At 30.8% G+C, this 25,216-nt stretch carries 27 protein-coding genes and 1 pseudogene; 7 read left to right on the top strand and 21 right to left on the bottom strand.

Translation table 11 applies throughout. The annotated features are described in order from the left end of the window. The 7 genes from greA to E2O22_RS05140 form a co-directional block, all read right to left on the bottom strand. Positions 1–486 carry a transcription elongation factor GreA gene (gene greA / locus E2O22_RS05170; protein WP_039619215.1) on the bottom strand — a complete coding sequence of 162 codons (486 nt, stop codon included), beginning with the start codon at positions 484–486 and terminating at the stop codon, positions 1–3. Positions 487–495: 9 nt separating this feature from the next. Beyond that, positions 496–1,593 (bottom strand): lipid-A-disaccharide synthase, encoded by a 1,098-nt coding sequence (gene lpxB, locus E2O22_RS05165; protein WP_133319533.1) that lies wholly within the window; start codon positions 1,591–1,593, stop codon positions 496–498. Between the two features lie 8 nt (positions 1,594–1,601). After that, on the bottom strand, positions 1,602–2,171 hold the full coding sequence (locus tag E2O22_RS05160; protein ID WP_133319532.1) for a hypothetical protein: 570 nt from the start codon (positions 2,169–2,171) through the stop codon (positions 1,602–1,604). Position 2,172: 1 nt separating this feature from the next. After that, complete coding sequence (locus E2O22_RS05155) at positions 2,173–3,558, bottom strand: AAA family ATPase (protein ID WP_133319531.1); 1,386 nt, start codon at positions 3,556–3,558, stop codon at positions 2,173–2,175. A 124-nt stretch (positions 3,559–3,682) separates the two neighbouring features. Then, positions 3,683–4,255 carry an RICIN domain-containing protein gene (locus tag E2O22_RS05150; protein ID WP_133319530.1) on the bottom strand — a complete coding sequence of 191 codons (573 nt, stop codon included), beginning with the start codon at positions 4,253–4,255 and terminating at the stop codon, positions 3,683–3,685. 9 nt (positions 4,256–4,264) lie between these two features. After that, the gene (locus tag E2O22_RS05145) at positions 4,265–5,068 is read right to left on the bottom strand and encodes a cytolethal distending toxin subunit B family protein (RefSeq protein WP_133319572.1); all 804 of its coding nucleotides are present in this window, start codon (positions 5,066–5,068) and stop codon (positions 4,265–4,267) included. Positions 5,069–5,070: 2 nt separating this feature from the next. Next, on the bottom strand, positions 5,071–5,877 hold the full coding sequence (locus E2O22_RS05140; RefSeq protein ID WP_133319529.1) for a cytolethal distending toxin subunit A/C: 807 nt from the start codon (positions 5,875–5,877) through the stop codon (positions 5,071–5,073). 156 nt (positions 5,878–6,033) lie between these two features. On the opposite strand from E2O22_RS05140, the gene pepT reads away from it, so the two are divergent. Next, positions 6,034–7,260, top strand: a complete 1,227-nt coding sequence (gene pepT / locus E2O22_RS05135) for a peptidase T (protein ID WP_133319528.1) — start codon at positions 6,034–6,036, stop codon at positions 7,258–7,260. A gap of 24 nt (positions 7,261–7,284) precedes the next feature. On the opposite strand, the gene dcuC is transcribed toward pepT, so the two are convergent. Together dcuC and pepE are read right to left on the bottom strand one after the other, a co-directional pair. Beyond that, on the bottom strand, positions 7,285–8,577 hold the full coding sequence (dcuC, locus tag E2O22_RS05130) for a C4-dicarboxylate transporter DcuC (protein ID WP_133319527.1): 1,293 nt from the start codon (positions 8,575–8,577) through the stop codon (positions 7,285–7,287). 9 nt (positions 8,578–8,586) lie between these two features. Further along, positions 8,587–9,291, bottom strand: coding sequence for a dipeptidase PepE (gene pepE / locus E2O22_RS05125; RefSeq protein ID WP_133319526.1), 705 nt, complete (start codon positions 9,289–9,291; stop codon positions 8,587–8,589). A 120-nt stretch (positions 9,292–9,411) separates the two neighbouring features. On the opposite strand from pepE, the gene surE reads away from it, so the two are divergent. The 4 genes from surE to E2O22_RS05105 all read left to right on the top strand — a co-directional run bounded on the left by surE (position 9,412) and on the right by E2O22_RS05105 (position 12,401). Beyond that, positions 9,412–10,185, top strand: a complete 774-nt coding sequence (gene surE, locus E2O22_RS05120; RefSeq protein ID WP_133319525.1) for a 5'/3'-nucleotidase SurE — start codon at positions 9,412–9,414, stop codon at positions 10,183–10,185. Then, positions 10,178–10,831: a ThiF family adenylyltransferase gene (locus E2O22_RS05115; RefSeq protein WP_133319524.1), complete on the top strand. Its 654-nt coding sequence runs from the start codon at positions 10,178–10,180 to the stop codon at positions 10,829–10,831. The genes surE and E2O22_RS05115 overlap by 8 nt, the downstream gene beginning before the upstream one ends. After that, the gene (locus tag E2O22_RS05110) at positions 10,815–11,270 is read left to right on the top strand and encodes a GNAT family N-acetyltransferase (protein WP_133319523.1); all 456 of its coding nucleotides are present in this window, start codon (positions 10,815–10,817) and stop codon (positions 11,268–11,270) included. The genes E2O22_RS05115 and E2O22_RS05110 overlap by 17 nt, the downstream gene beginning before the upstream one ends. 309 nt (positions 11,271–11,579) lie before the next feature. Further along, entirely contained in the window at positions 11,580–12,401 is an 822-nt protein-coding gene (locus E2O22_RS05105; RefSeq protein ID WP_133319522.1) for a CPBP family intramembrane glutamic endopeptidase, read from the top strand. A 3-nt stretch (positions 12,402–12,404) separates the two neighbouring features. Here the strand turns inward: E2O22_RS05105 and E2O22_RS05100 are convergent, their stop codons facing one another. Genes E2O22_RS05100 through E2O22_RS08065 form a run of 5 tightly spaced genes read right to left on the bottom strand, consistent with a single transcriptional unit; the run spans position 12,405 to position 15,562 of the window. Next, positions 12,405–13,103 carry a methyltransferase domain-containing protein gene (locus tag E2O22_RS05100; protein ID WP_133319521.1) on the bottom strand — a complete coding sequence of 233 codons (699 nt, stop codon included), beginning with the start codon at positions 13,101–13,103 and terminating at the stop codon, positions 12,405–12,407. After that, positions 13,088–13,714 carry a pimeloyl-ACP methyl esterase BioG family protein gene (locus tag E2O22_RS05095; protein ID WP_133319520.1) on the bottom strand — a complete coding sequence of 209 codons (627 nt, stop codon included), beginning with the start codon at positions 13,712–13,714 and terminating at the stop codon, positions 13,088–13,090. Before E2O22_RS05095 ends, E2O22_RS05100 begins: the two co-directional genes overlap by 16 nt. Beyond that, positions 13,711–14,835, bottom strand: a complete 1,125-nt coding sequence (locus tag E2O22_RS05090; RefSeq protein WP_133319519.1) for an aminotransferase class I/II-fold pyridoxal phosphate-dependent enzyme — start codon at positions 14,833–14,835, stop codon at positions 13,711–13,713. Before E2O22_RS05090 ends, E2O22_RS05095 begins: the two co-directional genes overlap by 4 nt. Then, positions 14,835–15,386, bottom strand: coding sequence for a tetratricopeptide repeat protein (locus E2O22_RS05085; protein ID WP_243705650.1), 552 nt, complete (start codon positions 15,384–15,386; stop codon positions 14,835–14,837). The genes E2O22_RS05090 and E2O22_RS05085 overlap by 1 nt, the downstream gene beginning before the upstream one ends. 32 nt (positions 15,387–15,418) lie before the next feature. Continuing rightward, complete coding sequence (locus E2O22_RS08065; RefSeq protein ID WP_243705648.1) at positions 15,419–15,562, bottom strand: hypothetical protein; 144 nt, start codon at positions 15,560–15,562, stop codon at positions 15,419–15,421. Between the two features lie 129 nt (positions 15,563–15,691). Between E2O22_RS08065 and E2O22_RS05080 the strand changes: the two genes are divergently transcribed. Beyond that, on the top strand, positions 15,692–16,960 hold the full coding sequence (locus E2O22_RS05080; protein WP_133319518.1) for an adenosylmethionine--8-amino-7-oxononanoate transaminase: 1,269 nt from the start codon (positions 15,692–15,694) through the stop codon (positions 16,958–16,960). On the opposite strand, the gene bioD is transcribed toward E2O22_RS05080, so the two are convergent. The 5 genes and pseudogenes from bioD to E2O22_RS08270 all read right to left on the bottom strand — a co-directional run. After that, on the bottom strand, positions 16,934–17,506 hold the full coding sequence (gene bioD / locus E2O22_RS05075) for a dethiobiotin synthase (protein ID WP_133319517.1): 573 nt from the start codon (positions 17,504–17,506) through the stop codon (positions 16,934–16,936). The genes E2O22_RS05080 and bioD overlap by 27 nt on opposite strands. 7 nt (positions 17,507–17,513) lie before the next feature. Then, positions 17,514–17,828, bottom strand: coding sequence for a DMT family transporter (locus E2O22_RS05070; RefSeq protein ID WP_087699706.1), 315 nt, complete (start codon positions 17,826–17,828; stop codon positions 17,514–17,516). Next, on the bottom strand, positions 17,828–18,175 hold the full coding sequence (locus tag E2O22_RS05065) for a DMT family transporter (RefSeq protein ID WP_087699708.1): 348 nt from the start codon (positions 18,173–18,175) through the stop codon (positions 17,828–17,830). The genes E2O22_RS05070 and E2O22_RS05065 overlap by 1 nt, the downstream gene beginning before the upstream one ends. A gap of 62 nt (positions 18,176–18,237) precedes the next feature. Further along, the gene (locus tag E2O22_RS08275) at positions 18,238–19,431 is read right to left on the bottom strand and encodes a methyl-accepting chemotaxis protein (RefSeq protein WP_508619270.1); all 1,194 of its coding nucleotides are present in this window, start codon (positions 19,429–19,431) and stop codon (positions 18,238–18,240) included. Positions 19,432–19,668: 237 nt separating this feature from the next. Continuing rightward, positions 19,669–19,956: pseudogene (locus E2O22_RS08270) on the bottom strand (cache domain-containing protein); the annotation flags it as partial. A 462-nt stretch (positions 19,957–20,418) separates the two neighbouring features. Here E2O22_RS08270 and E2O22_RS05055 point away from each other — a divergent pair. Next, positions 20,419–21,453, top strand: coding sequence for an isoaspartyl peptidase/L-asparaginase family protein (locus E2O22_RS05055; protein ID WP_133319515.1), 1,035 nt, complete (start codon positions 20,419–20,421; stop codon positions 21,451–21,453). Here E2O22_RS05055 and E2O22_RS05050 read toward each other — a convergent pair. Together E2O22_RS05050 and carB are read right to left on the bottom strand one after the other, a co-directional pair. Beyond that, entirely contained in the window at positions 21,450–21,872 is a 423-nt protein-coding gene (locus tag E2O22_RS05050; RefSeq protein WP_133319514.1) for a Sua5 YciO YrdC YwlC family protein, read from the bottom strand. The genes E2O22_RS05055 and E2O22_RS05050 overlap by 4 nt on opposite strands. Then, entirely contained in the window at positions 21,869–25,132 is a 3,264-nt protein-coding gene (carB, locus tag E2O22_RS05045; protein ID WP_133319513.1) for a carbamoyl-phosphate synthase large subunit, read from the bottom strand. The genes E2O22_RS05050 and carB overlap by 4 nt, the downstream gene beginning before the upstream one ends. Positions 25,133–25,216 lie beyond the last annotated feature (84 nt).

Raw genomic sequence — 25,216 nt, 5'->3', positions numbered from 1 at the left:
TTAAAATTCCAAAGCTTTGTATTCTATAGAAATGATTTCAAATTCACTCTCACCTTTTGGCAAACGCACTTTAAAATCATCCCCTTCTTTTTTACCAAGCATTGCTTTAGCAATAGGCGAGCTAATGGAAATATAACCTTTTTCTAAATTTCCCTCATTTACCCCTACCAAAGTATAAGTGCTTTGTTTTTCACTTTCTAAATCCTCTACAACAACAGTTGAGCCAAATTTCACACTATCATGCTCATAAGAAGATGGATCGATGATTTGCGCTCTTGAGATCAAATCCCCAAGTTCAGCTATCTTTCCTTCTATAAAAGCTTGTTTTTCTCTAGCTGCGTGATATTCTGCATTTTCTTTTAAATCTCCATGACTTCTTGCTATGTCTATTTCTTCTACTACTTTTGGGCGTTCAACTTTCTTTAAATGTTCTAATTCTTTTTCTAATTTCTCATAGCCATATTTACTCATAGGTTCTTTTTGCATGATTTATCCTTATTTGATTTCATAAAGTATTTTAGCTAAATTTTTTGCACTTGCAAATTGCAAATATTCTTTTAAAAAATCTACTTTATCAAAAAATGCCTTATAATCGTATTTAAGATAAGCTTGATATAAATTTTCCACATTCACTTGCTCTTGTAAAAATTCAGGATTAAGCTCGCTTTTTCCTGCAAAATCTAAAAAAATATTTGCAAGGCCTATGTGTTTGAGTTTTACAAAACATCTTGCGATAAATACATCAATAGCTTTAGCCTTATAAGCAAGCACAAAAGGCGTACCGACCAAAGCTGCTTCAAGTGTAGCTGTACCACTACAAATAAAAGCAAAATCAGCATTTTTAAGCACTTTTGGGGTATTGCTTTGAATTTCAAAACCGTTTATATCCCCATAAAGTTCTAGTCTTTTTAAATTAAACTCGGGCACACAAAGGATTTTTTTACCTTTAAATTTAGTGCTTAACTCTCTAAAAATAGGCATCAAACGCTTTATTTCACTTTTTCTTGAGCCCGGTAAGAAAGCGATGATTTTTTCATCATCTTTTTTTGAAAGTATAGAATTTATATCTTCTTGATTTTTAAACTCTTTTATCTCATCTAAAAGCGGATGTCCCACATAAGTGCTTTTACTAAAAAACTCACTATCAAAAGGCAAGATAGAAGCTAGCACATCAAAATGACTTTCTATGATAGGAATGCGTCCTTTTTTCCATGCCCAAACTTGAGGTAAAATATAATAAATTCTTTTTACTTTGGAATTTGCTTTTTTTAAAGCCTTTGCAAAAGGTAAGTTAAAGGCAGGAGAATCTATACATAAAATCGCATCAATTTTTTGAGCAAAACTTAAACTCACCAGCTCTTTCATGGCTCTTTTAGCTTTTAAAATGAGTGGCAAAACCTCTATAAAACCCATAGCACTAAACTCATGTGAGCTATAAAGTGGCTTGGAATTTAGACTAAATTCTTCACATAAATTCTCATCATAAATTCCCACTAAATCAAATTCTTTATACTCATTTTTATAAGCTTTTAAAACTTCTTTTAAATGCAAATTTGCTGAAGGCTCTAAAGCACAAACTAAAAAGGTTTTCATTTAAATTCCTAAATAAAATTATAAGGATTTACATTAAAATGTTTTTCAGATAAACAACAATCTTGTATTGCTGTTTCTTTATATTTTCTTTTATTATCTTTTCCGATAGTTTTTTTTAAATTAACTTTATTTATTCTAGGATATAACATAAAATATTTACTTTCATTTAGAGCTTTAGTAAAGCAATCTATATCTACTTTATGTGCAAAGCTATAGCATTTAAAAAGATATTCAAGCCATAATTTAGAATATAATATTTGACATCTTGCTTTTTCTAAGTCAGTATTACTACTTTTTATTTCACAAAAACTAATTTTTACCTTATTATTTTTAGAATAAACTATTATAAAATCGCAAGATAAATTAGTTTTATGCAACCAATCTTCTTCATTAGAATAATTAAGCAAAGTATGTTGGCTTTTATGATGATTTTCTTGTCTAATTACTATAAAATCTTCATTGTTTTTAGTAAAATTTACACCTAGAATTTTAGTTCTTCCATCATTTCTTTCTTTAATATTTTCACAAAGTAAATTTTGATTTATGTTTTCTTTAAATGTTTTAAGACTATTATCCATTTTAATCTTTCATAAACATACTAGCCATTTTTTCATCTATATTTATAGTTTGTTCGATAACATCATTAAATGTTTCCATATCTATGCCATTTTCACTGCTTATATCTACCTTTTTTAATGTATTTTTTTTGCTTTTTTTGTCATAAAACGCAATATAAGCATTTACATCTTTTTTTGATAATTTATAACTATCATCATATTCTTTAAAATTTTCTTTTATCTTTTCATTTGTAAAATTGTTTAAAATAATACAATTATTTAATTCTCTAACCACATAATCGCTATGAGTAGTAATAAAAATTTTAATACCTGCATTTGCCAAAAGAACAAGAAGCCTTGCTAATAAAATTTGATTTTTAGGATGAAGATTAAGCTCTGGTTCATCTATCATCAAAATATCACCTTTTTGAGCAACATGCAAAATATAAAAATACAACATCAACAAAGATCTAGCAGAACTTGAAGCTACTTCGATATTAAAAAATTTCTTACTGCCTTTTGGCTGATATAAAATACCATAATCTGTAGCTTTATATTTTCCACCTACTACTTTTCCTAGTAAATCTAAAATATTTTTATATTTATCTTTATCTTTTTTAAACATACTTTCTAATTTTGATTTTTGTTTTACGTCTCTTATAAAATTTATATTATCTCTTACAGGTTTTGGATAAAGTTGATTTTTTTCCTCTATTTTTTTGTGAAATTCAAATAAATCAACATCTTCTTCTTTTAATATTTTTTGCATAGCTTCTAATTTTGCTATTTTAATAAAATCTAATTCTTCTTGAAAAATAGAAGCACCAGTTCTTTCAACGCTTAAAATAAAATTTTTCATAAAAATATAATTCAATAAATTATCAAAAAATATTTCTAAATACTCTTCAAATTCAAGTTTGTTTAAATTAGAAAAACCAATACCATCATCATAAACTATATGTTTAGCTTTTGCTCTATTGTTTAAATTTAATTTTTCTAAATACTGCTTTATAGCTTGCTTAACATTTTCTAAAGAAATTTGCATATCTACATCAAATTCTGCATTTGCAAAATCTTCATTTTTACCTGCTAAAACTTTGACAAGTATGCGATGAGAATATAATTTTGTTTTATTTTTTATATGATCTTCTAATTTGTTTTTAATATCTATATAGGTTAATTTTAGCTCTTGTGTATCTTTTATGTCATTACTTAAATTTTCATCATAAAGTTTTCTTTTTCTAACAAAAAAATTCTCTCTGACAATTCTCATAAAATCTAAATAACCATACAAACTATAAGTAGCATAAGTTTTTCCGGTATTGTTTTCACCGCAAATTAGAGTAATATTTCCTACTTCAAATTCTGCCTCATCAAGCATTCCAACATTTTTTAATTTTACTTTCATATTTTTCCTTCAATATATCTACTGTGTAGGATTTATATTTTGGCTATTAAAATTATCTACAAAAATTTAAAGACATTCTAACAAATTTTAACTTAGAGTTTAAACCCGCAAAAGCGGGTTAAATTTAATAAATCGGAGTTGCTTCAACAATAGCAGGAGCAAAGAAAAATAACTCTTTTAACTCTATCGGCACAGAAGGATTTACAGTGCAATCATCTAAGCCAAAACGATTTTCTATAGGTACGCGCGCTTCATAAAAGGTACTCATGCATTTTACCCCGCCATGAGTTAAAGATCTAATTTGCACAGCTGAACTTGTAGTAGGCATGATAGAAAAAACCGTTTGCATTTGCCCATCTTGTAAATCTTGCTTGCAAGATTTCACTCCAAAAGATTTTTCACTTAAGACAGCTAAACATACATCAGCACCTCTAGGGTTTATAAACTGCACATAGCCAAAAGGGCGTTGCACGGCATATCTATCTTTTTGTTTTAACGCATCGCTAAGAATTATCTCTTTTAAAAACCAATTTTGCTCTTCTAGTTTTTCAGAGCTATATCTAAAAGGACTAAGTGAAATTCCTGTTTCTAAAGATCTTATCGCGAACATAGGTGTAAAATCTTCTAAATCATCAAATAAAACTTCAGCTTTTAAAAAACTTAAAATAAAGCAAAATAAAATACAAATTTTTCTCATCATCTTCTCCTAAGGTCTTCTAAAATTTACAGGAAAATGATCCGAAGCTAAAAAAGTCCTAAGTCCTGCTACAGCTAAGATTGCAAGAATTCTAGGCGGACTATATAAAGATGTAGTGCTTGAATTTCCCGTAATCGCATAATCAATTGTATTGCCACCTGTTTGTGTAAAAGAAGGAGGTGCGACTATATTAATGCGAGATCTTAAATCCGGATCAATTAAATTTACAATAGTCCCAGGAGGTCTGTTAAAATCCCCTAAAATCATCCAATTAACCTGTGGCATATTCCTAAAGTGCATATCCACAGCACTTATAATAGCCCCTGCATCATTACCACCTCTTGATAAAGCGTGTATGCTAAAAAACGCATCATTTCCTATACGAATTCCTATAATAGGCCTTGAAGCAACGGTTGGAGGTGGTAAAACTATCACCTCATCAGCTCGCGTTCTACTCACAATAGCCATATTTACGCGATTTGCCCCAACATCAACTCTTGAGTAGTATATATAAACTGAATTTGGACGACTTGATGAACCCAAATTCCACTCATACTCATGAATAGGAATGCCAACTCCCACGGGTTGAACTTGTCTTGGCGTCATTATAGCAGTACTTGGTAAAACTCCTGCTTCTTGAACAGCCAAAATATCCATAGGATTGGCACCGGTTACAAGCTGTCTTATGCTAATATTCCACTTACTTTCAGTAGAAGCTGATGCACCTTGTAAATTCCAAGTACCGCTATTATAATTTTCCAAAGCAGCAAATAATAAATTAAAACTAAAAATCAAAAATACTATCTTTTTCATCATCACTCTCCCGTATAAGCATAAGGCGATCTTGTTTGAAAAGCAGGCGCACTAATGCTCCATTGTCTATCTAAATTTTTTTCTTTTGATTTCAAACAAGGTGTCAAATAAATACTATAATAGTCAAAATAAAATTCCTCCATTACATTTCCAACTGTCGTTTGTATACATTGTTGTGTTGCAAAATTTTGAATTTGATAAGCACCATTGCTCATAGGATATAATCTCCAAAATTGTGCAAAATTTGTCTGATCGCAAGGATAATGTACTATACCATTACCATAAGCATTTAAGCAAGTTAAAGTTTTTGCATTTTTAATCATCACAGTATTATTTGGAAATTCAATGAGTTGCCACACTCTTGCATCACCAAAAGATTTACTATCAAATAAATTATACCCCCATATCCAATTGCCTGGATTTAAAGCCCAAACCGTTAATGCAGCTCCATTTGGGTTCATAATAGTTACAAAATCGCTTACAAATCCTATATTTTCATACAAAGCATTTGAAGTAAATCCATTGCTTGATGTAAGCCTTGGTAATGGTCCTTTTACAGCATTATCTCCTTTAAAAGTATTGACTTTCATAAGAGGTGGCTCAAGTGGTATAGCTGGGATTTTCTTACCTTCCACTAAAGTTGGTGTTTTTTGTTTAGCCGGTGGAGTTGGATTTTTACCTATTTTCAAAGGATCTCCATCGCTAAATTCTCCAAAAGAACGCCCTAAAGGATTGATTTCTTTAGAAGAACATCCAACAAAAAAAGTTATAAATACGCTTAATATCATCATAAATCTAAGTTTTTGCATATTCTCTCCTTAAAAAATATAAATTTGAATATGTTATCATAATTTTAAATAAATTTTGATAGAAAATATCATTTAATAAAATCTTCTTAGATTAATCAAATATTTTAAAAATGAATTGTTATAATTTTATTAATTTTAATCTAAAAAGGAAAAATTATGGATATTGTACAAAGATTTATAAATTACACTAAGATTAATACCACTACAAGTAGAGAAAATGGCGCCAAAGGCATTATGCCATCAAGTCCTAATCAAATGGAGCTTGCAAAATTACTTGAAAAAGAATTACAAGAACTAGGTTTAAAAGATATCAAAAGAAGAGAAAACACCATCACCACAGCTCTTTTACCAGCAAACACTCCAAATGCTCCTAAAATAGCCTTTTTTGCGCATTTAGATACAAGTATGGAACAAACTAATGACACCAAAGCACAAATCACTAAGTATCAAGGTGGAGATATATGCTTAAATAAAAACTTAGATCTTTATTTGAAAGAAAGTGAATTTAAAGAGCTTAAAAACTACATAGGAGATGATATTATCCACACTGATGGCACAAGCTTGCTTGGAGCTGATGATAAAGCAGCCATTGCAGCTATTATGGATATGCTTGAATTTTTTGTTAAAAATCCTGATATTAAGCATGGTGATATTTATGCTTGCTTTTTACCTGATGAAGAACAGGGTTTAAGAGGTGCAAAAGCTTTTGATATAAAAGAAATTAATGCTGATTTTGGATATTGTTTAGATTGTTGCGAGATAGGAGAGTTTATTTATGAAAATTGGAATGCAGGAGATTGTGAAGTAGAATTTATAGGAAAATCTGCTCATCCTATGAGTGCTAAGGGAAAATTAGTTAATTCTTTACTTTTAGCACATAAATTTATCTCTATGCTTCCAAATGGCGAAGCACCTGAATACACAGAAAATAAAGAAGGATATTTTTGGGTTAAAGAACTCAAGGGAAATAGTGCTAAAACTATTTTAAAAATAGATATTAGAGAATTTGATGATGAAAAATACAAACAAAGAATGCAATTTTTACAAGATTTAAACGATAGTTTTAAAAAGCTATATGGAGAAGAAAGAATTAACATTAAGCTTAACGATCGTTATAAAAATGTCTTTAATAGTCTAAAAACAACCAAATCTTTGCCTATTAAACTTGCTTTACAAGCTTATGAAAATTTAAATATCAAAACTAAAATCATTCCTATGCGTGGAGGATACGATGGAGCGGTACTTTCAGAAAAAGGCCTACCTTGTCCAAATATCTTTACTGGAGCACATAATTTTCACTCTATTTATGAGTATTTACCTGTTAAATCTTTAAAAGCAGCGAGCAAAGTTATACAAGAAATCATCATCCTAGCCGCAAAATAAATTTAAGCCTTTTAAGGCTTAAAATTATAATAACACAAAAGCAATTACAATCACCGAAACAACACAACCCAAAGCAGTTCTTTTAACAATTTCTAAAGGACTAACCCCAGCTATAGCTGAAACGATGATACAAGCTCCTAAAATAGGCGAAAGGTATCTTCCAAGCACTGCTGACATTGCCACTGCAGTACCAAGTTTAACTTGATCAAAACCAAGATCTTGAGCATGAATAGTTACAGCCTTGTTAAATGCCATAGCAGCAGCATCACCGCTACCTGTAATCATAGCCATTAAAAATGGTATAAAAGTTCCACCAAAACGCACATAATGCTGTTCATTTTTAAGCCATTCTATGATAATATCAATTACACCGCATGCTTTTAAACCCGCAACAAAAACACTAGCAGCTATGATAATCCCTATAATCTCTGCATAAGATTTTCCCATGCCATTGAAAAACTCTTTAAAAATATTATCAGGCTTGCTCATAGTTACTACTAAAGCTATAATCGCTCCTAAAAGCATAGCTTCAGCAACTCCAACTTCTTTTGTCCATGTTAAAAACTCATAATCATTTAAAGGACTTGCGCCTATGATTAGCACAATTAAAGGCACTAAAGGCATAAGTGCATAAAATACATTTACTTTTTCAATATTATCTTCAGTCTTGTTTTGATTAGCCACTTCAAAAACTTGCCCTTTTTGATAATCTTTAAAAATCACTGCCATAATCATCAAAGAAATCATCACTATCACTCCTGCTGTTAATGCATTTGGAGTTTGAGTTAAAACAATTTCTTGTATATTTTTCCCTGAAATTTCAGAAATCAAAGCCGTATGAGAAACACCTGGACTTAAAATTCCTCCTATAGTTCCACAAAGCACTGTTGCTGCTGCCATGGCAGGTTTTATACCTGAAGCCATTAAAAGCGGTATTAAAGTCGCACCAACTGCAGCTGAACATCCTGCCGCTGAAGGTATAGCTATAGCAATAAAAAAAGTTACCATAAAAGCAAGTGGGATTAAGAAAAATCCTACATTTTTCAAAGGTGTTGTAAGTAATCTAACCAAATGTTTATCGCATTTAGTCACTTTCATCACAAAAGCAAAACCCATACTCGCACAAATTGCCTTAATCAAGGCAGGTTGCACCATAGCATGCGTAAAAGCACTCAAAGCTTCAATGGGCTTAAGTGAAATCAAGCACAAGATAAAACCAACACTAATTAAAGCTGTTTTTGTTTCCACTTTTTTAATAAGCAAATAAACCACAGCCACAATACCAAAAATCGCAGCTAAAAGATAAAAAGTTTGCATTTTTCTCCTTTAGATTTTAGTTGTTTGATTGACTTTTAAATATTCCACATTAAAAGGATGACTTAGCTTTAACACATCATGATGACCTATGATTTTTAAGCTATCATCTTGCACTTTTAATGCAGAACCCTCCGGTATAGCATAAACAATGTCTTTTGGATTAGTTAATAAAAACTCTTCCAAACGCTCTTCTCTACTTTCTCCGTTGTGTCCAGGAATTTTCCCGCCAATAAAATGTGGGTTGATTTGATAAGGAAAAACCCCTAAACTATCAAAACTTTTTGGCATAACAATAGGCATATCATTAGTTGTTTTTATGCTAAGACCTGCTATGTTTGAGCCTGCACTCCAACCTATATAACAAACCCCTTTTTCAATACGCTCTTTTAACACTTCAAGCAAATCATTTTCATATAATTTATGCAAAAGCATAAAACTATTGCCACCACCTACTAAAAAAACTTTTGCATTTAAAATCGTTTCTTTTAAATTTTCAAAATGGTGTAATGATTTGATATTATCTTTTTTCAAGCCTTCTTTTACTCTAGCTTCATAAGCATCATAAGTCCTTCTAACACCCGCATAAGGTATAAAAAGAATTTCTTCATCTTTCATGGAATTTTCTTTTAAAAAATCATCTATAAATTCTCTAGTATGACTTAAATAAGCACTATCTTTATAGCCAGAAGCACTAAAAAGTAAAAGTTTTGACATCATTCTTTCCTTTAAAAAATTAATCAAAACTATAATTTTAATATTTAAAAAATGAAAAAACAATTTAGTAATAAAAAAATATTGTATTACTTGTGTTAGAATTTAAAAAAAGGAAAAAACATGAAAGAAATTTTAATAACAAACGATGATGGCTATGAAAGTGAAGGTTTAAAAAAGCTTATTAAAATGCTAAGAAAGCATTTTAAAGCTAAAATCACCATAGTAGCTCCTGCTAGTGAAAAATCAGCATGCTCACACTCCATAACACTAACTAAGCCTTTGAGATTTCATAAGGTTGGTAAAAGATTTTACAAGCTTGATGATGGCACGCCTGCAGATTGTATTTATCTAGCTTTACATGCTTTATATAAAAAGCGTTTGCCTGATCTTGTCATAAGTGGAATTAACAAAGGTGCTAATGTAGGCGAGGATATAACCTACTCAGGAACTTGCGCAGGTGCTATGGAAGCAGTACTTCATGGAATTCCTGCCATTGCTTTATCGCAATTTTACAAAGATAATCAAAAAGAGCTTGATTATAAACTTGCTTTAAAACTTACTAAAAAAATAGTCAAAAATATCTTTGAAAAGGGCTTTCCTTTAGATAAAAAAGAATTTTTAAATATCAACTTTCCTTCTAGCAAAACAGCCTTTCAAGGCTTAAAAATTTGCAAAGCAGGTAAAAGAATTTATAGCTATAAAGCACATTCTAATACAAACCCAAGAGGTGTAGAATACTATTGGCTAGCTGCTGCTAATCTTGATCATGAAAATGAAAAAGACTCAGACATAGCACTTTTAAAACAAGGCTATGCCACAATAACCCCTATAATGCTTGATCTAACAGCTTATAAACAAATGAAAAATCTCAAAAAATGGATGAAAAATGGATAGATACACGCGTATAAAATGGCTTATTAATGAAGAAAATTTTATCAAAATTCAAAACACTAAAGTTTTAGTTTGTGGGCTTGGTGGAGTTGGTGGAATTTGTGTTGATGCGCTTTTTAGAAGTGGCTTTAGTAATCTAACTTTAATTGATGCGGATAAATTTGAAACTACTAATCAAAACCGCCAGCTTCATAGTGAAAATATAGGCGCAGAAAAAGCTAAGGTTTTTGAGCGTATTTACAATGCTAAAGGTATAGTCAGTAAAATCGATGATGAGTTTTTGAAAAGTTTTAATTTGAGTGAATTTGATCTTATCATCGATGCGATTGATGATATACCTGCTAAGGTTGCTTTGGCTAATTTACTTGATTTGAAAAAGCAAATTTTTATCTCATCAACCGGTGGAGCTAGAAAGCTTGATCCAACGCGTATTAAAACGACAAGCATATTTAAAACACATGGCGATGCTTTAGCTAAAAAATTCCGCTATGAACTTAGAAAATCGGGCTTTAAAGGGGATTTTGATGTGGTATTTTCAGATGAAGAAGCCCATTGTAAAGATCTTGGCTCATTTATGGGTGTAACAGCTTCTTTTGGACTTGCTCTAGCTTCTTTGGCTTTAAGGAAAGTGCTTGATAAGAAAGCTTGATATAAAAGACTTAGCTCCTTGTATCAAGCTTTTTAAGCAAAGCGTATCCATTCTTTGTAAAAATGATTATACAAAAGAACAAATTCGTGCTTGGATTAATATAAACCAAAAAGCTTGGGAAGAAAAATTTCAAAATCAACTAGGTTTTATTTATGAAGAAAAAGGCCAAATTGTATCTTTTATAAGTATAAATTTAGAAGAAAAAACACTCGATCTTTGCTTTACTCATACAAACTATGCTCATCAAGGTTATGGTAAAGCTTTATTAGAATTTGCTCTTAAAAACTACCCTTATAGTGAAATTTATACTTTTGCTAGCCTTAGCGCTAAAAATTTCTTTTTAAAAGCAGGATTTAAAATCATCAAAGAAAACATTGCTATAAGAGATCAAAAAGAATTAAAAAATTTTTTCATGAAAAAGAAAATAAAACGATTTTAAAAAACAAATAAAATGCATTTTATCTGCTTCTACTTTAAAATTTTTAATATCTTAATTACACTCAATAAAGGTATTATAAAAGATAATAATAAATTTTTCACTACAAAGGTAAAAATTATAAATATCATCAAGCTAGGTAAAAACACAAACTGGAATTTAAAACAATATAGACAAATTGTAGGTTTTATAAAAAGTAACAAAATTAACACTTTTGTCTTAAATATATAAATGTAAATGATTTAAAAAAGCTTTACCTAAGAGAAGAAGTAGTAAAACTATATCTAGATCAATTATAAACAAGGATTTTATATGTTAGCTTTAAGCACTCATCTTTTTTTGGCTATTTCTTTGATATTGCTTTCATTTGATAAAGTCAAAATTTCGTATATTTTTTTACTCTTTTCAGTCTTGTTGGGATATGTATTTAAAATTATAGATATAACTTTTATAGTGATTAATGTATTAGTTTTTATAACGGCTATATTGTATCAGTATAAAAAAATTTTCATATTAGAAATAGCATTATTTATCTATGCTTTAGCTTTATTTCTTCATTTTATCCCTGGTGTAAATAACATCAAAGTTTTAGATCAAGTTTATGTAAGCACAAATAGCGCACCCTTTAATCTTTACTTTAGTATTGACAAGCCACTAGGGGTTTTTATACTTTTTATACTTTTTCCTATTTTATTTAAAAACATAAACTGCACCAAAGCTTCAGTGCTAAAATGGAGCTTATTGCTTTTATCTCCTATTCTTTTGCTGTGCGTGCCTTGGTATTTGGGTGTTATCAAACTAGAAATAAGCATACCATCATGGATTTTATATTTTTTATTTTCAAATCTTTTGTTAGTTGCTTTAGTAGAAGAAGCTTTTTTTAGAGGTTATCTCCAACAAAGACTTACACAATTTATTCACCCCAATCTTGCTTTATTAATCGCAAGCATAGCTTTTGGATTAGTGCATTATAAAAGCGGTGTTTTGATGATTGTATTTGCTGGTGTTGCAGGCGTGATTTATGGCTTAGCTTATAAATACTCAAAAAGCTTATGGATGAGCGTATTGTTTCACTATGGATTAAATTTAATCCATTTGATATTTTTTACCTATCCATTTTACTTAAAACATTAGCGATTATAGTTTTCTAACTAGAAAAAATAAAGGATGATAAGTCAAGGTATTTTGAAATTCTTTTTCATAGTTTTTTAAAAATACCTTGCCTATGAAAAATTTTTCACTCAAAGCATTTACTCCGCTTAATTTCAAATGCCTAAAAAGCTCCAAAGTATCATCAAATTTTAACTCTTTTAATTCTTCTTTTGCTTTTATGATCTTAAAATTTTTAGAAAGTTTTTGCCTAATTTGCTCTAAAGTTAAATATTCAAGTGATAAATTAGTGCTTTGTTTTATTTGAGTGAAATTTTTTTCTCCAAAAGTAGAAAAAAGCAAAATTCCATTTTTATTTAACATATTTGCAAGATTTTCTAAAAGCTCATCTATCTTTAGCCACTGCATACAAGCATTTGAAGCTATAAGATCAAATTTTTTCGTATAAAAATGATGATTTTTAAGTTCATTCATATCAAAAACGCCAAATTCATCAAACTTGCAAGGATTTTCAAAAGGATAAATATCATTTAAAAAATAATGCTTAAATTTAATACACTCTTGCAAAGCCTTACTAAAAACCCCTACTCCACAGCCAAACTCAAATACCGCTTTAAAATCGCTCAAATCATTCTCACTAAGCATTTTACAAAGCTCTTTAACCATGTCTTTTTGCACTGGTGTATTTGCGCTATAAGTATCTTTTGCTCTTATGAAAGTTTGCAAAGCTCTTCCCAAGTGTGGTATTTAAAAAATGCAAAATGTGGCTCATCGATAAACATTGCCTTTTCTTTAAAAAAATTTAAAACATGTTTTGGTGGAAAGATCTTATCATCTTTGCTAATTATGGCTTTATCCCAAGTGAAATTTTCATTTAAGTTTTTAGTACAAAACTCATATAAACTTAAAAGTTCTGCTTTTAAATGCTCGTTTTTTTCAAAGTAAAATTCATCACTTAAACTCATTCTTTTTTCAAGCAAATTTGCTTTAAAATCCTCTAAAGCAAATCTTTTTATCGTAAGTTTAAAAATGGCTTTTTTAATCCCAAATTCATCATCTATAGGCAAATTTGTGCCATTTATGGCTATTTTTTTATCAAATTTCATATCTTTTAAAATTTTACTCGCTATGCAAACTCCCATAGAAAAGCCAACAAGAGTGATTTTTTCAAATTTATTAAGATCAAATTCCCAACCAAAACTCGTATAATCATACACCATTAAAACATTTACATCACTTTTTAAATGCGTAAAATGGCTAAAATGCGAGCAAAACCCTGAAAAAAATAAAATCAACTCAGATGAATTTGCATTTTCATGTAAAAAATGAGTTTTCAAAGTACCTCCAAAACCTTTTCTAAGTCTTTTTTCACTAGCCCAGCATGCAAAGAAAAGCGAATTCTAGCTGTATTTTTAGCTACGGTTGGCTCTTTAATAGCAGGTGCGAAAATACCATTTTCTAAAAGCTTTTGTGAAATTTCACTAGCTAATGCATTTTGCCCTAAAATAAAAGATATCACATAAGCCTCACCTAAAACTGCACCTTTGCTTGCTAAAGCATTTTTAAACCAAGCACTTAATTCTAAAAGCTCTTTTCTTTGAGCACTAAATTCATGCAAATGCTTAAAAACATGCAAAGTCCAAGCTACATTGATAGGTGCAATAGCAGTTGAGTATATAAAGGCCCTTGCTTTGTTGATAAAAAAATCTTTTTCATCACTTATCATGCAAGCTCCCATGGAAGCTATGGCCTTACCAAAGGTAAAAACTAAAAAATCCACTTCCTTTTCCAAGCCCAAAAATCTCACATAACCCAAACCATCATCATTAAAACACCCTATGCTATGAGCTTCGTCAATATAAATTTTGATATTTTTAAACTCTTTTTTTAAATTTATGAATTCTTTTATAGGCGCAAAATCCCCATCCATACTAAATAGCGCTTCACTTACGATGATGATATTTTCAAATTCTTTATAATGCTTTTGCACTAAGCTTTGTAAATGCTTTATATCATTGTGCTTAAATCTTATAAATTTAGCCCCGCCAAGCCTTAAACCATCGATGATACTTGCATGTACTTGTTTATCTACTAAAAATAAAGTATTTTTAATGCTTGCTAAAGCTTGCAAACAGCTAACATTTAAGGCATAGCCGTTGTTAAAATGCAAGATTTTTCTGCCTAATTTAGCTTCTAAAAAGCTTTCAAATTCATCAAAAATCGCATAATTTCCACTCAAGCTTCTAGAACTTGAACTAGAAAATTCAAATTCTTTCAAATGTGTTAAAAAATCTTGCTTTAATGCTTTTTCATTGCTTAAATTTAGATAATCATTGCTCGCTAAATTCAGCAATTTTTGCTCATTATAAATAACATATTTTCCCTCATGCCCTAATGAGCGTAGAATTCTAAAATTATCTTGTTGTTTTAACGCATCTAAAATTTGTGCAATTTGCATTATTGTTTAAGCCTTGCGTAAGCTTGACAACCTAAATCATTTTTTAAATCACAAGCCTTGCCAAAATATTCTAAAGCCTTAGAAGTGTCTTTTCTAACGCCTTTTCCAAGTGCATACATAACTCCAAGATTAGAACAACCAACCCCATCATTTAAATTACAAGCTTTTACATAAAGTTCAACTGCTTTAAAATTATCTTTTTTTACACCATACCCATTTGCATACATAAAACCAAGATTAGAACAACCAGAGCCTTCATTTAAATTACATGATTTTTGATACAATTCTACCGCTTTAAAATTATCTTTTCTTATACCATAACCTTTTTCATACATTACACCAAGATTAAAACAACCCAAGCCTTTTTCTAAACCACATGCTTTTTGATACAATTCCACTGCTTTGAAATTATCTTTTCTTACACCTTTTCCATCCATATACATAACACCTAGATTAAAACAACCATCTCTACTATTTAAACCACATGCTTTTTGATATAATTCTACTGCTTTGAAATTATCCTTTTTTATACCTTGTCCATTTGCATACATGAAACCAAGATTAGAACAGCCATTTCCACTATTTAAATCACAGGCTTTTTATAATACTTCATAGCATTTATATAATTACCACTCTCATAGGCTTTAAATCCTTTTACAAATAAATCCTCTTGCGAATATGCAAAATTTAAAAATAAAATCGCTAAGATAATCAAAACTTTTTTCATACTTTATCTCCAAATTTAAGATAAAAAACTAATTATATAAATATTTTCTAAATAATCCTTTTTCATTTTAAAGCATAAATTTGAGTAAAAATTGTAGTATCATTAGTAATAAAAATCAAAGAAGTAAAAATGAATTTAAAAGAACTAGACTTAAAACACATTTGGCACCCTTGCACGCAAATGAGCGATCATGAGTTTTTACCTTTAATACCTATAAAAAAGGCTAAGGGAGTGTATTTGTATGATTTTGATGAAAAATCCTACATAGACTGCATTAGCTCTTGGTGGGTAAATATCTTTGGCCATTGTAATGAATACATCAATGAAAAAATCAAAGATCAACTTCAAAATTTAGAGCATGTCTTGCTTGCAGGCTTTTCACATGAGCCTATCATAAAGCTTTCGCAAAGACTTTGTAAGCTTTTACCTTTTGATAAATGCTTTTTTGCAGACAATGGTAGTTCAGCCATAGAAGTGGCTTTAAAAATGAGCTTTCAATACCACTTAAACAATGGCTCTAAAAAGGATAAATTCTTATCGCTTAGCAATTCTTACCACGGAGAAACCTTAGGCGCATTAAGCGTTGGCGATGTAGCACTTTATAAAAAAACCTACGAGCCTTTACTTTTAAAAAGTATCACAACACCTGTGCCAACAAGCAAGGACTATACAAAAGAACTTGAAATTTTAGAAAGTATTTTAAAAAATCATCATCATGAAATTTGTTCTTTTATACTCGAGCCTTTACTTCAATGTGCAGGCAATATGCATATGTACGAGCTTGGGTATTTAGATGAGGCAGTTAAACTTGCTAAAGATTATGGTGTGCAAGTGATATTTGATGAGATAGCCACAGGTTTTGGACGCACAGGGGAAATGTTTGCGCTTGATTATTGCTCACAAAGTATTGATTATATATGTCTTTCTAAAGCTATCACGGGTGGGTATTTACCACTTTCAGTGGTGCTTACTAAAGATGAAATTTATGAGAAATTTTATGATAGTTATGAGAGCCAAAAGGCCTTTTTACACTCTCACTCCTACACAGGTAATGCCCTAGCTTGTGCAGCGGCTAATGCGACTTTGGATATTTTTGAAAAAGAAAATATCATCACAAAAAATAAAATCAAAAGTGCTTTTATAAAAACTCAATGGGAGAGTTTAAAAGAATTTGACTTTTTAGGAAATTTTAGAAATTTAGGCATGGTAAGTGCATTTGATATACAAAAAAGCAAATATCAAAGAGCAGGACTTGAAGTCTTTCAAAGAGCCTTAGAAAAAGGCTTGCTTTTAAGACCACTTGGAAATACAATTTATTTCATGCCACCATATGTTATAAATGAAGATGAAATTGCTTATATAGTGCAGTCTTTAAGAGAGATTTTCAAGGATTTTTGAAAGTTTTTCACACACTTTATCATCAAATTCTATGATAGGAATTTTAGCGTAATTGCTTATAAAATCCTTGCTAAAAGTATCTTGGGTTTTTAAGATTAAAGCAAGGATTTTAATATCTCTTTGTTTTAGTGCTTCTATGCTTAAAAGCGTGTGATTGATACTTCCTAGATAGTCTTTTGCGACTAAAATCGTAGGGTGCTTAAACGCACTCATATAATCAATCATTGTTTTTTCATCATCAAGGGGCGAAAAAAGCCCACCAGCTAGCTCGATGATGAGTTTATCACTTTGTGGAATTTGTATATCAAAAGCTTTATAATTTAAATTCTCTAAAATCCTACCTTTGTGTGGTGAAGCAGGAGTTTGTAAAAACACGCCTTCTTTGAAAATCTTAGTTTTTGGGCTAAACTCAGCTACTACCTCGCTATCTTTTGGCGTGCCTGCTTGGATAAGCTTAAAATAATCAAAACCCAATTCTTTACAAATTCTAGCACTTAGATAAGTTTTACCAACATCTGTGTCTATACCGCTAATGTATATTTTCATTTTAAACCTATGAAAGTATTTTTAAACCCACGGTGCAAGCAATGATAAGAGCAATCAAAAAAAGCTTTAAAAAGCTTTTGCTTTCTTTATAAAAAAGCACCCCTATGATAACCCCGCCTGCAGTTCCAGCTCCTGTCCATATAGAATAAGCCACACTCATAGCAATACTTTGCATACTAAGGCTTAAAAATCCAAATGAAAAAGCAAAACACACTATCAAAGCTAAAAGATAAAGCTTATTTTTAGTGCTTACAAGTTGTTTCATAATAATCACGCCAAAAATTTCAAAAGCAGTCGCCAAAAACAAAAAGAACCATTCCATTACTTAGCTTCCTTGCTAATGATTTTAAGGCCTATGATACTTAAAAGCAAAATGGCTATTAAAGTAAGCTTGGTAATAGAGCTTGGCTCATTGAAAATAAACATCTCATTAAGCACCACTCCAACCGTGCCAATACCTACAAAAACACTATAAGCAATACTTACTTCAAGTCTTTCACAAGCTTTCAAAAAACATGTAAAAGATATACAAACTCCAATGGCTGTTAAAGCATAATGCCAAATTTCAGTAGAGTATTTTAAACCACTTACCCAAAAACACTCAACCAAACCACCTAAAATTACCATAAACCAACCAAAATTAGAGCTTATTTTTGTTCTTTCAATCATAATCTACCTTTTTTAAAAGTGCAAATTATAACCAAAATTACAAAATAATAAGCTCCTTGGTATTAAATTTTCTTACTTTCTACCTCTTTTAATATATCTTGAGAAATATCCCCTACTTCTTTAGTAGTTTCATTAGTAAAATTAGCTATTTTTACATTTTCTTTTGTGACATCTTCTAGTTGAATTATCGCATCATTGATTTGTGAAATACTTTGAGTTTGTTCATGCATTGATATAGAAACATCATTAACACTTTGAACTAAAATATTTACATTAGCTTCTATCTCACCTAAACTTCTTTCTGTCTTTTCAGCCAAATGACGCACCTCATCAGCAACCACAGCAAAACCTCTGCCATGTTCGCCCGCACGAGCAGCTTCTATGGCAGCATTTAATGCTAATAAATTTGTTTGCTCTGCTATATCCTTGATCACATTTACTACTTCTTTAATATTTTCAGCTTGAGAAACAACCTCTGTAGTTTTACCTCCAACATTTTGCATAGAAATGTTTATTTGCTCTACTGCTTTTATGGATTTTTCCAAAGAATTTGATTGAGAATAAGTTCCATCAACAAGTTTTTGCATAAATTCTTCTAGTTTTTCACATTGTATAGTTAGTTTATGTGCAAATTTAGAAGAAGAAATCAACATCTTTTTGATTTCTGAACCTAAAACATTTGTTGTTATTTCTACACTTCCTTTTGCATTTTCAACTTGTGTTGAAAAATCTAAAGCCTTATAACTTTCAAGCACTCTATCAAGCTCGTTGATGTTTGATCCTATTTTCTCTTCTAAAATATCAAGTAATTCATTTAATACATTTTTTAACTCTATTAGTTGAGGATTTATAGGATCATTATCAATTCTAACAGATAAATCTCCAAGCTCTATCTCTTTCAACTTTTGAACACTTTCAAACACAGCCTTCTTGTCTTGTTTTAAATTCTTTTGGATATTTTTTATACCATTATTGATTTCTTTACCAATAATAGCAAATTCATCATTTCCTTTGATATTTAAATCTATATCCTTCATATCGCCTTTGTAGTTTAAACTTTCAAAAAAATCTTCTAAAGCTTCTTTAATAAATATAATTTTCTTAAGAAAATGCTCTATCATACCACCCAAAATAACGATAATAACAAGGACAAAAATCACACCAAATATAACTTGGGTAATTAAAAGTCCGTTTAAAATCTCATCATAATCACTCAAAGCATTAGAAGAACACAAAGTTAAAGAATTTTCTCCCATAATACACACAGCTAAGCGTTCTTGACCTTTAAGTTTATACAAAATCAAATCAGTAGTTTCATTTGGAGTTACACTTGCAACATTAACAAAATTTTTTAACACTTCTTTAACTTCATTGTCTTCATAAAAATCTATATTAGCAGAAGAATGAGCTATCATTTCCTTTCTTTCATTGATTAAAAACACATTATTACTTGCAGTAGTTTTTAATCTTCCAAAAGCATTGCGTATATCATCTAGAAAAAACTCACCTGCTAAAACTCCATAAAATTTCCCATCAATAACAATCGGAATTGACACTGACAAAGCTATTTTTTTAGTTACGACATCTAAAAAAGGTTCTGAAATGCTTACCTTATTTTTATTTTTTGCATTTTGATACCACACGCGTTCTCTAGCATCAAAACCATCTTTTTCTTGATTTAAAATAAAATGTTTTCCTTTAGAATTAATATCTACATCAATTAAGCTACCATCTTTTTCATACCCAACATAAATAGCATTAAAAGAATAAAAACCAAACATCTTTTCTAAAAAAGAACCAATATATTCCTCACTTACATTTTTATGTTCAATAATATTTGCAGCGATTTTTTTAATATTCTCTATCTTGGTATTGAAGTATAAATCTGAAAAATTTTTTCCATTTTTAACACTTTCTTGCTTTCCACTTACAATACTTTGAAGAATATCCGTTTTAGACGAATAATAATTTAGTCCAACAAAAATACCAAATCCAACAACCAAAATCAAAGCTGTGAAAAATGATATTTTCTTAGCTACAATAGTTTTAAACATTAAAATACCTCCTAATTTTGCAATAAATATAAAAACATTTTAATTAATTTCTAAAAAATTTTTCAAAAATAACACCTATAAAAATAAAAAGTAGAATTTTTGTCCTAAAAATACTCATTTATTAATTAAATTTTAGTTATATTTAATTTTTATTAAATATAATAAATAATTTTAAAAAAGGAGTAAATAATGAAATTTTTAACCTGTAGTAAAAGAATTTTATTGACATTAACTAGTTTAATATTTTTACTAAGCAATAATGTCTTTGCAAAAGATTTTGAACCTATCATCGTTATACATGGTGGAACAAGTGGCTTAGGACTTACCAAAGAAGAATTTGCCAAAAGAGAAAAGGTAATGAAAGAATCTTTAAAAGCAGGTCAAAGCATACTTGAAAAAGGAGGAAGCTCGGTTGATGCAGTTATAGCCGCTATTAAAGTAATGGAAGATAGTCCTGAATTTAATGCTGGGAAAGGTGCTGTTTTTACCTCTGATGGATTTAATGAGCTTGATGCATCTATAATGGATGGAAAAAATTTAAAAGCAGGCGCAGTTGCTATGGCTAGGACGATTAAAAACCCTATAGAAGCAGCAAGACTTGTTATGGAAAAAACACCCCATACTTTAATAGCGGGCGAGGGTGCTGATAAATTAGCCAAAAAACATGGCTTAGAAATAGTAGGACAAAAATACTTCTTTACAGAGCACAGATACAAACAACTTCAAGAAGCTAAAAAAAGCAAGGAAGTTTTATTAGATAGTGATAAGGCAAAAGCCCATCTTGGTGTAAGTACCGAGCCATATTTAGGCACAGTAGGTGCAATAGCTTTAGATAAAAACGGCAACCTAGCAGCAGGTACAAGCACAGGTGGCACTACAAATAAAATGACAGGACGCATTGGGGATTCTCCTATCATAGGAGCAGGAAATTATGCAAATAATGACTCAGTAGCAATTTCTTGCACAGGAACAGGTGATATTTACATAAGAGTAGCTGCAGCCCATGAAGTTGCGTCTTTGTATAAATACAAAAAACTTTCAGTGCAAAAAGCAGCCCAAGAAACTATCAAACAAGTTGCAAAACTTGGTGGTACAGGCGGAATTATTTCAATAGATAAAAATGGAGAAGTTGGTTATGCTTGGACTAAAGATAAACTTGGAATGTATCATGGACAAGCAAAAATCGGCGAAGAGCCAAAAGTATTTTGGCCGCTTGGAAATTAACGCAGTTTAACTTTTTTAATGCCTCGAAGTTTAAAAATCTTTGAGGCTCCACTTTCAAAAAACTTTTCATCTACTATTTTATCTGCATTTTGCATAGCCCAATTTAGATCAAATTTTTTCCCATGAATGTTTGCAGAAGTAGAATAAAGCCAATCAAACTTTTTTAAAAATTCCTCATGAGTACAATCTTTCACAACGCGTATTGCTTTAGAATTAGGATATAAAAAAGTAGTTTTTTTGGATTTTCTAATAGTATTTTTAAAATAATTTGGCACTCTTGTAAGTTTTTTAAGCTCACTAAATTTAGCCGTAGTAATTAAACAATCTTGCTTTAAGGGCCTTTTTTTTAAAGTATTAAGGGCTTTTAAGTCCTTACTTAAAAACCCTGCTGTTGTATCAGTTTGAGCAAGATAAATCATGTTTTTAAGTATTCTTGTAAGCTCTTTACTTCAAGACATGATTTATTTTGTATAGCTTTGATAGCTTTAATCCCCGCATAAGCTGCTCTTAGATTTGTAAAATATGGGATTTTAAAGCGTAAAATATTTGCTCTAATTTTTTTAGTGTCGCCTTTAAAACTATGCTCATCGCTAGTATTTATAGCAAGTTGAATTTGAGAATTTTTTAATTTATCCTCTACATTCGGGCGTCCTTCAGAAATTTTATGCACAAACTCACACTCCAAGCCTGCTTCTTGTAAAACTTTATAAGTTCCACTCGTAGCAATGATTTTAAATCCTAGCTTAATATACTCATTAGCTAAATCTACTGCATATTTTTTATCTTGCTCTCTTAGTGATAAAAATACATTACCACTTTCTGGTAAGAAATTTGAAGAAGCAAGTTGGCTTTTTGCATAAGAGTTATCAAAATCTTTACTTACTCCCATAACTTCACCGGTTGAGCGCATTTCAGGTCCAAGCTCAAGATCGCTTCCGCTAAGTTTAGCAAAAGGAAATACCACTGATTTTACACTAATATGTTTTGGCTTTTTAGCTCTTAAAATTCCGTTTTTTTCCTCTACCACTTTAAAGGTGTCATAAAATTTCAAGCTTTCTCTTAAATTTCCTTGCCACATCACGCGCGTTGCAACCTTAGCTAAAGGAATTCCTGTGGCTTTGCTCACAAAAGGCACGGTTCTACTAGCTCTTGGATTTACTTCTATCATATAAAGTTTATTATCATAAATAGCAAATTGTATATTTAAAAGCCCTACTACACCTAAATTTAAAGCAATATCTTTTGTTTTTTGCTCAATCATTTCAAGCATAGCTTCATTAATATTTACAGCAGGTAAAGAGCAAGCACTATCGCCTGAGTGAATTCCTGCTTCTTCAATATGCTCCATAATACCTGCTACATAAACTTCTTTTCCATCACTTATCGCATCTACATCAAGCTCAGTTGCATTATCTAAAAACTGATCGATTAATACCGGAGATTTATCACTCACATCTACTGCTTCTTGCATATAAAGTCTAAGCTCACTCTCATCATGCACTACACGCATTGCACGACCACCCAAAACATAACTTGGTCTAACAAGCACAGGATAACCTATCTCATTTGCTTTTATAATCGCTTCTTCAACGCTTATAGCTGTGCCATTTTTAGGTTGATTTATACCTAGATCTTCAATAAATTTAGCAAATTTCTTTCTATCTTCAGCTAAATCTATTACCCTTGCACTTGTTCCTATAATCTTTGCTCCAAAAGCACTAAGGCGTTTTGCAAATTTAAGCGGAGTTTGGCCACCAAAATGCACTATCACTCCATCGGGTCTTTCTCTATCAATAACCGCTCTTAAATGCTCAAAATCAATTGGCTCAAAATACAAAATATCGCTTGTATCATAATCTGTTGAAACCGTTTCTGGGTTACAATTATACATTATAGTTTTTACACCCATATCTTTTAGAGCAAAAGAAGCATGCACGCAAGCATAATCAAACTCAATGCCTTGTCCTATGCGGTTTGGTCCACCACCTATAATCATCACTTTTTTATCTTTTTTATCTTTACTTTCTTTTACTTGCGTAGCTTCATTTGTATTAATACTTGAGTATAAATACGGTGTCAGTGCTTCAAATTCTCCTGCACAAGTATCTACTTCACTATATTGAGCGATGATTTTGTGTTTAATTCTTGCATAATAAATATCATTTTGGCTTAACTCAAGATTATCTTTTTGATTAATTAAGCTAGCAATTTTTTTATCTGAAAAACCTAAGGTTTTAGCTTTTCTTAATAGTTGCTTATTACTTAAAATATCCATATCTATTTGATTTTCAAATTCCACTATTTCTTTGATTTGGTTTAAAAACCAAGGATCTATTTTGCAAAGCTCAAAAAGCTCTTGTGTGCTAAAACCTTCTCTAAAAGCTTGTGCTATATAAAGTAAGCGTTTTTCATTAGCTTGGCGAATTTTTGCTAAAAGCTCATTTTTATCACATTCTATAGTATCAAACCCACTTAAATTTCTCTCAAGTGAGCAAAGTGCTTTTTGAATGCTTTCTTTAAAAGTTCTCCCTATAGCCATAACCTCACCCACGCTTTTCATAGCAGTGCCAAGCTCTGTGCTTGCATTTGGAAATTTTTCAAAAGTAAAACGAGGAATTTTAGTTACGATATAATCAATTACCGGTTCAAATGAAGCAGGAGTTCCTGTGATATCATTTTTAATCTCATCTAAACTAAATCCAACTGCTAAAAGCGTAGCTACCTTAGCTATAGGATAGCCCGTAGCTTTACTAGCTAGGGCTGAAGATCTTGAAACCCTAGGATTCATTTCAATAACTATCATTCTACCATTAGTTGGATTGATAGCAAATTGCACATTTGATCCACCTGTATCTACTCCAATTTCTCTTAAAATAGCAAAAGAAGCATTACGCATCGCTTGGTATTCTTTATCAGTCAAAGTTAAAGCAGGAGCTATAGTAATAGAATCGCCTGTATGAACTCCCATAGGATCGACATTTTCAATAGAGCAAACGATAATACAATTGTCATTTTTATCTCTAATGACCTCCATTTCGTATTCTTTCCAACCAAGTAAGCTTTCTTCGATTAAAATTTCATGGATAGGGCTTAGCGCTAAAGCAGTATTTGCAAGTTCTGCAAACTCATCCATATTATACACCACGCCACTTCCTGCACCACCTAAGGTAAAAGAAGCTCTAATCATCAAAGGAAAACCAATCTCATCAACAGCTTTTAAAGCTTCTTCATAATTATACGCATACATAGATTTTGGCAAATCCATGCCGATTTTTTTCATACATTCTTTAAAAACTTGTCTGTCTTCGCCTTTTTTAATCGCTTCAGGATTTGCACCTAAAAATTTTACATCTGCAAGCTCGCCACTTTCATAAACTTCCATAGCAACATTCAAAGCAACTTGGCCACCCATAGTAGGTAAAATCGCATCGATTTTTTCTTTTTTGATAATACTTAGAATACTTTCTTTGGTAATTGGTTCTATATAAGTTGCATCAGCAAATTCAGGATCTGTCATAATCGTAGCCGGATTAGAATTGATCAAAACTACTCTATAACCTAGCTCTTTTAAAGTTTTTGCCGCTTGAGTTCCTGAGTAATCAAACTCACAAGCTTGACCTATAATGATAGGCCCACTGCCTATTAATAATATATTTTTTATATCTGTTCTTTTTGGCATGTATTTTCCTAAGCTGAATTTTTAGCCAAATTATAACAAATATAAGTTTTTTAGAAGTTGAATTTAACAAAGAATTTAGCTCTT

Source organism: Campylobacter lari, assembly GCF_004357905.1.
GTDB classification, from domain to species: Bacteria; Campylobacterota; Campylobacteria; order Campylobacterales; family Campylobacteraceae; genus Campylobacter_D; species Campylobacter_D lari_D.
Note: the sequence above shows the minus strand (reverse complement) of the source record. Positions and strands in the feature narration are given on the sequence as shown.

What these genes read in the sequence shown, in the direction of transcription:
- carB (WP_133319513.1), bottom strand. Translation starts at nt 25,132, where the DNA reads ATGCCAAAAAGAACAGATATAAAAAATATATTATTAATAGGCAGTGGG.
- bioD (WP_133319517.1), bottom strand. Translation starts at nt 17,506, where the DNA reads ATGAAAATATACATTAGCGGTATAGACACAGATGTTGGTAAAACTTAT.
- greA (WP_039619215.1), bottom strand. Translation starts at nt 486, where the DNA reads ATGCAAAAAGAACCTATGAGTAAATATGGCTATGAGAAATTAGAAAAA.
- E2O22_RS05080 (WP_133319518.1), top strand. Translation starts at nt 15,692, where the DNA reads ATGAATTTAAAAGAACTAGACTTAAAACACATTTGGCACCCTTGCACG.
- E2O22_RS05115 (WP_133319524.1), top strand. Translation starts at nt 10,178, where the DNA reads ATGGATAGATACACGCGTATAAAATGGCTTATTAATGAAGAAAATTTT.
- E2O22_RS08275 (WP_508619270.1), bottom strand. Translation starts at nt 19,431, where the DNA reads ATGGGAGAAAATTCTTTAACTTTGTGTTCTTCTAATGCTTTGAGTGAT.
- E2O22_RS05140 (WP_133319529.1), bottom strand. Translation starts at nt 5,877, where the DNA reads ATGCAAAAACTTAGATTTATGATGATATTAAGCGTATTTATAACTTTT.
- dcuC (WP_133319527.1), bottom strand. Translation starts at nt 8,577, where the DNA reads ATGCAAACTTTTTATCTTTTAGCTGCGATTTTTGGTATTGTGGCTGTG.
- E2O22_RS05055 (WP_133319515.1), top strand. Translation starts at nt 20,419, where the DNA reads ATGAAATTTTTAACCTGTAGTAAAAGAATTTTATTGACATTAACTAGT.
- pepE (WP_133319526.1), bottom strand. Translation starts at nt 9,291, where the DNA reads ATGTCAAAACTTTTACTTTTTAGTGCTTCTGGCTATAAAGATAGTGCT.
- E2O22_RS05090 (WP_133319519.1), bottom strand. Translation starts at nt 14,835, where the DNA reads ATGCAAATTGCACAAATTTTAGATGCGTTAAAACAACAAGATAATTTT.
- E2O22_RS05155 (WP_133319531.1), bottom strand. Translation starts at nt 3,558, where the DNA reads ATGAAAGTAAAATTAAAAAATGTTGGAATGCTTGATGAGGCAGAATTT.
- E2O22_RS05160 (WP_133319532.1), bottom strand. Translation starts at nt 2,171, where the DNA reads ATGGATAATAGTCTTAAAACATTTAAAGAAAACATAAATCAAAATTTA.
- lpxB (WP_133319533.1), bottom strand. Translation starts at nt 1,593, where the DNA reads ATGAAAACCTTTTTAGTTTGTGCTTTAGAGCCTTCAGCAAATTTGCAT.
- surE (WP_133319525.1), top strand. Translation starts at nt 9,412, where the DNA reads ATGAAAGAAATTTTAATAACAAACGATGATGGCTATGAAAGTGAAGGT.
- E2O22_RS05150 (WP_133319530.1), bottom strand. Translation starts at nt 4,255, where the DNA reads ATGAGAAAAATTTGTATTTTATTTTGCTTTATTTTAAGTTTTTTAAAA.
- E2O22_RS05145 (WP_133319572.1), bottom strand. Translation starts at nt 5,068, where the DNA reads ATGAAAAAGATAGTATTTTTGATTTTTAGTTTTAATTTATTATTTGCT.
- E2O22_RS05070 (WP_087699706.1), bottom strand. Translation starts at nt 17,828, where the DNA reads ATGGAATGGTTCTTTTTGTTTTTGGCGACTGCTTTTGAAATTTTTGGC.
- E2O22_RS05085 (WP_243705650.1), bottom strand. Translation starts at nt 15,386, where the DNA reads ATGTATGCAAATGGACAAGGTATAAAAAAGGATAATTTCAAAGCAGTA.
- E2O22_RS05065 (WP_087699708.1), bottom strand. Translation starts at nt 18,175, where the DNA reads ATGATTGAAAGAACAAAAATAAGCTCTAATTTTGGTTGGTTTATGGTA.
- E2O22_RS05105 (WP_133319522.1), top strand. Translation starts at nt 11,580, where the DNA reads ATGTTAGCTTTAAGCACTCATCTTTTTTTGGCTATTTCTTTGATATTG.
- E2O22_RS05050 (WP_133319514.1), bottom strand. Translation starts at nt 21,872, where the DNA reads ATGATTTATCTTGCTCAAACTGATACAACAGCAGGGTTTTTAAGTAAG.
- pepT (WP_133319528.1), top strand. Translation starts at nt 6,034, where the DNA reads ATGGATATTGTACAAAGATTTATAAATTACACTAAGATTAATACCACT.
- E2O22_RS08065 (WP_243705648.1), bottom strand. Translation starts at nt 15,562, where the DNA reads ATGAAAAAAGTTTTGATTATCTTAGCGATTTTATTTTTAAATTTTGCA.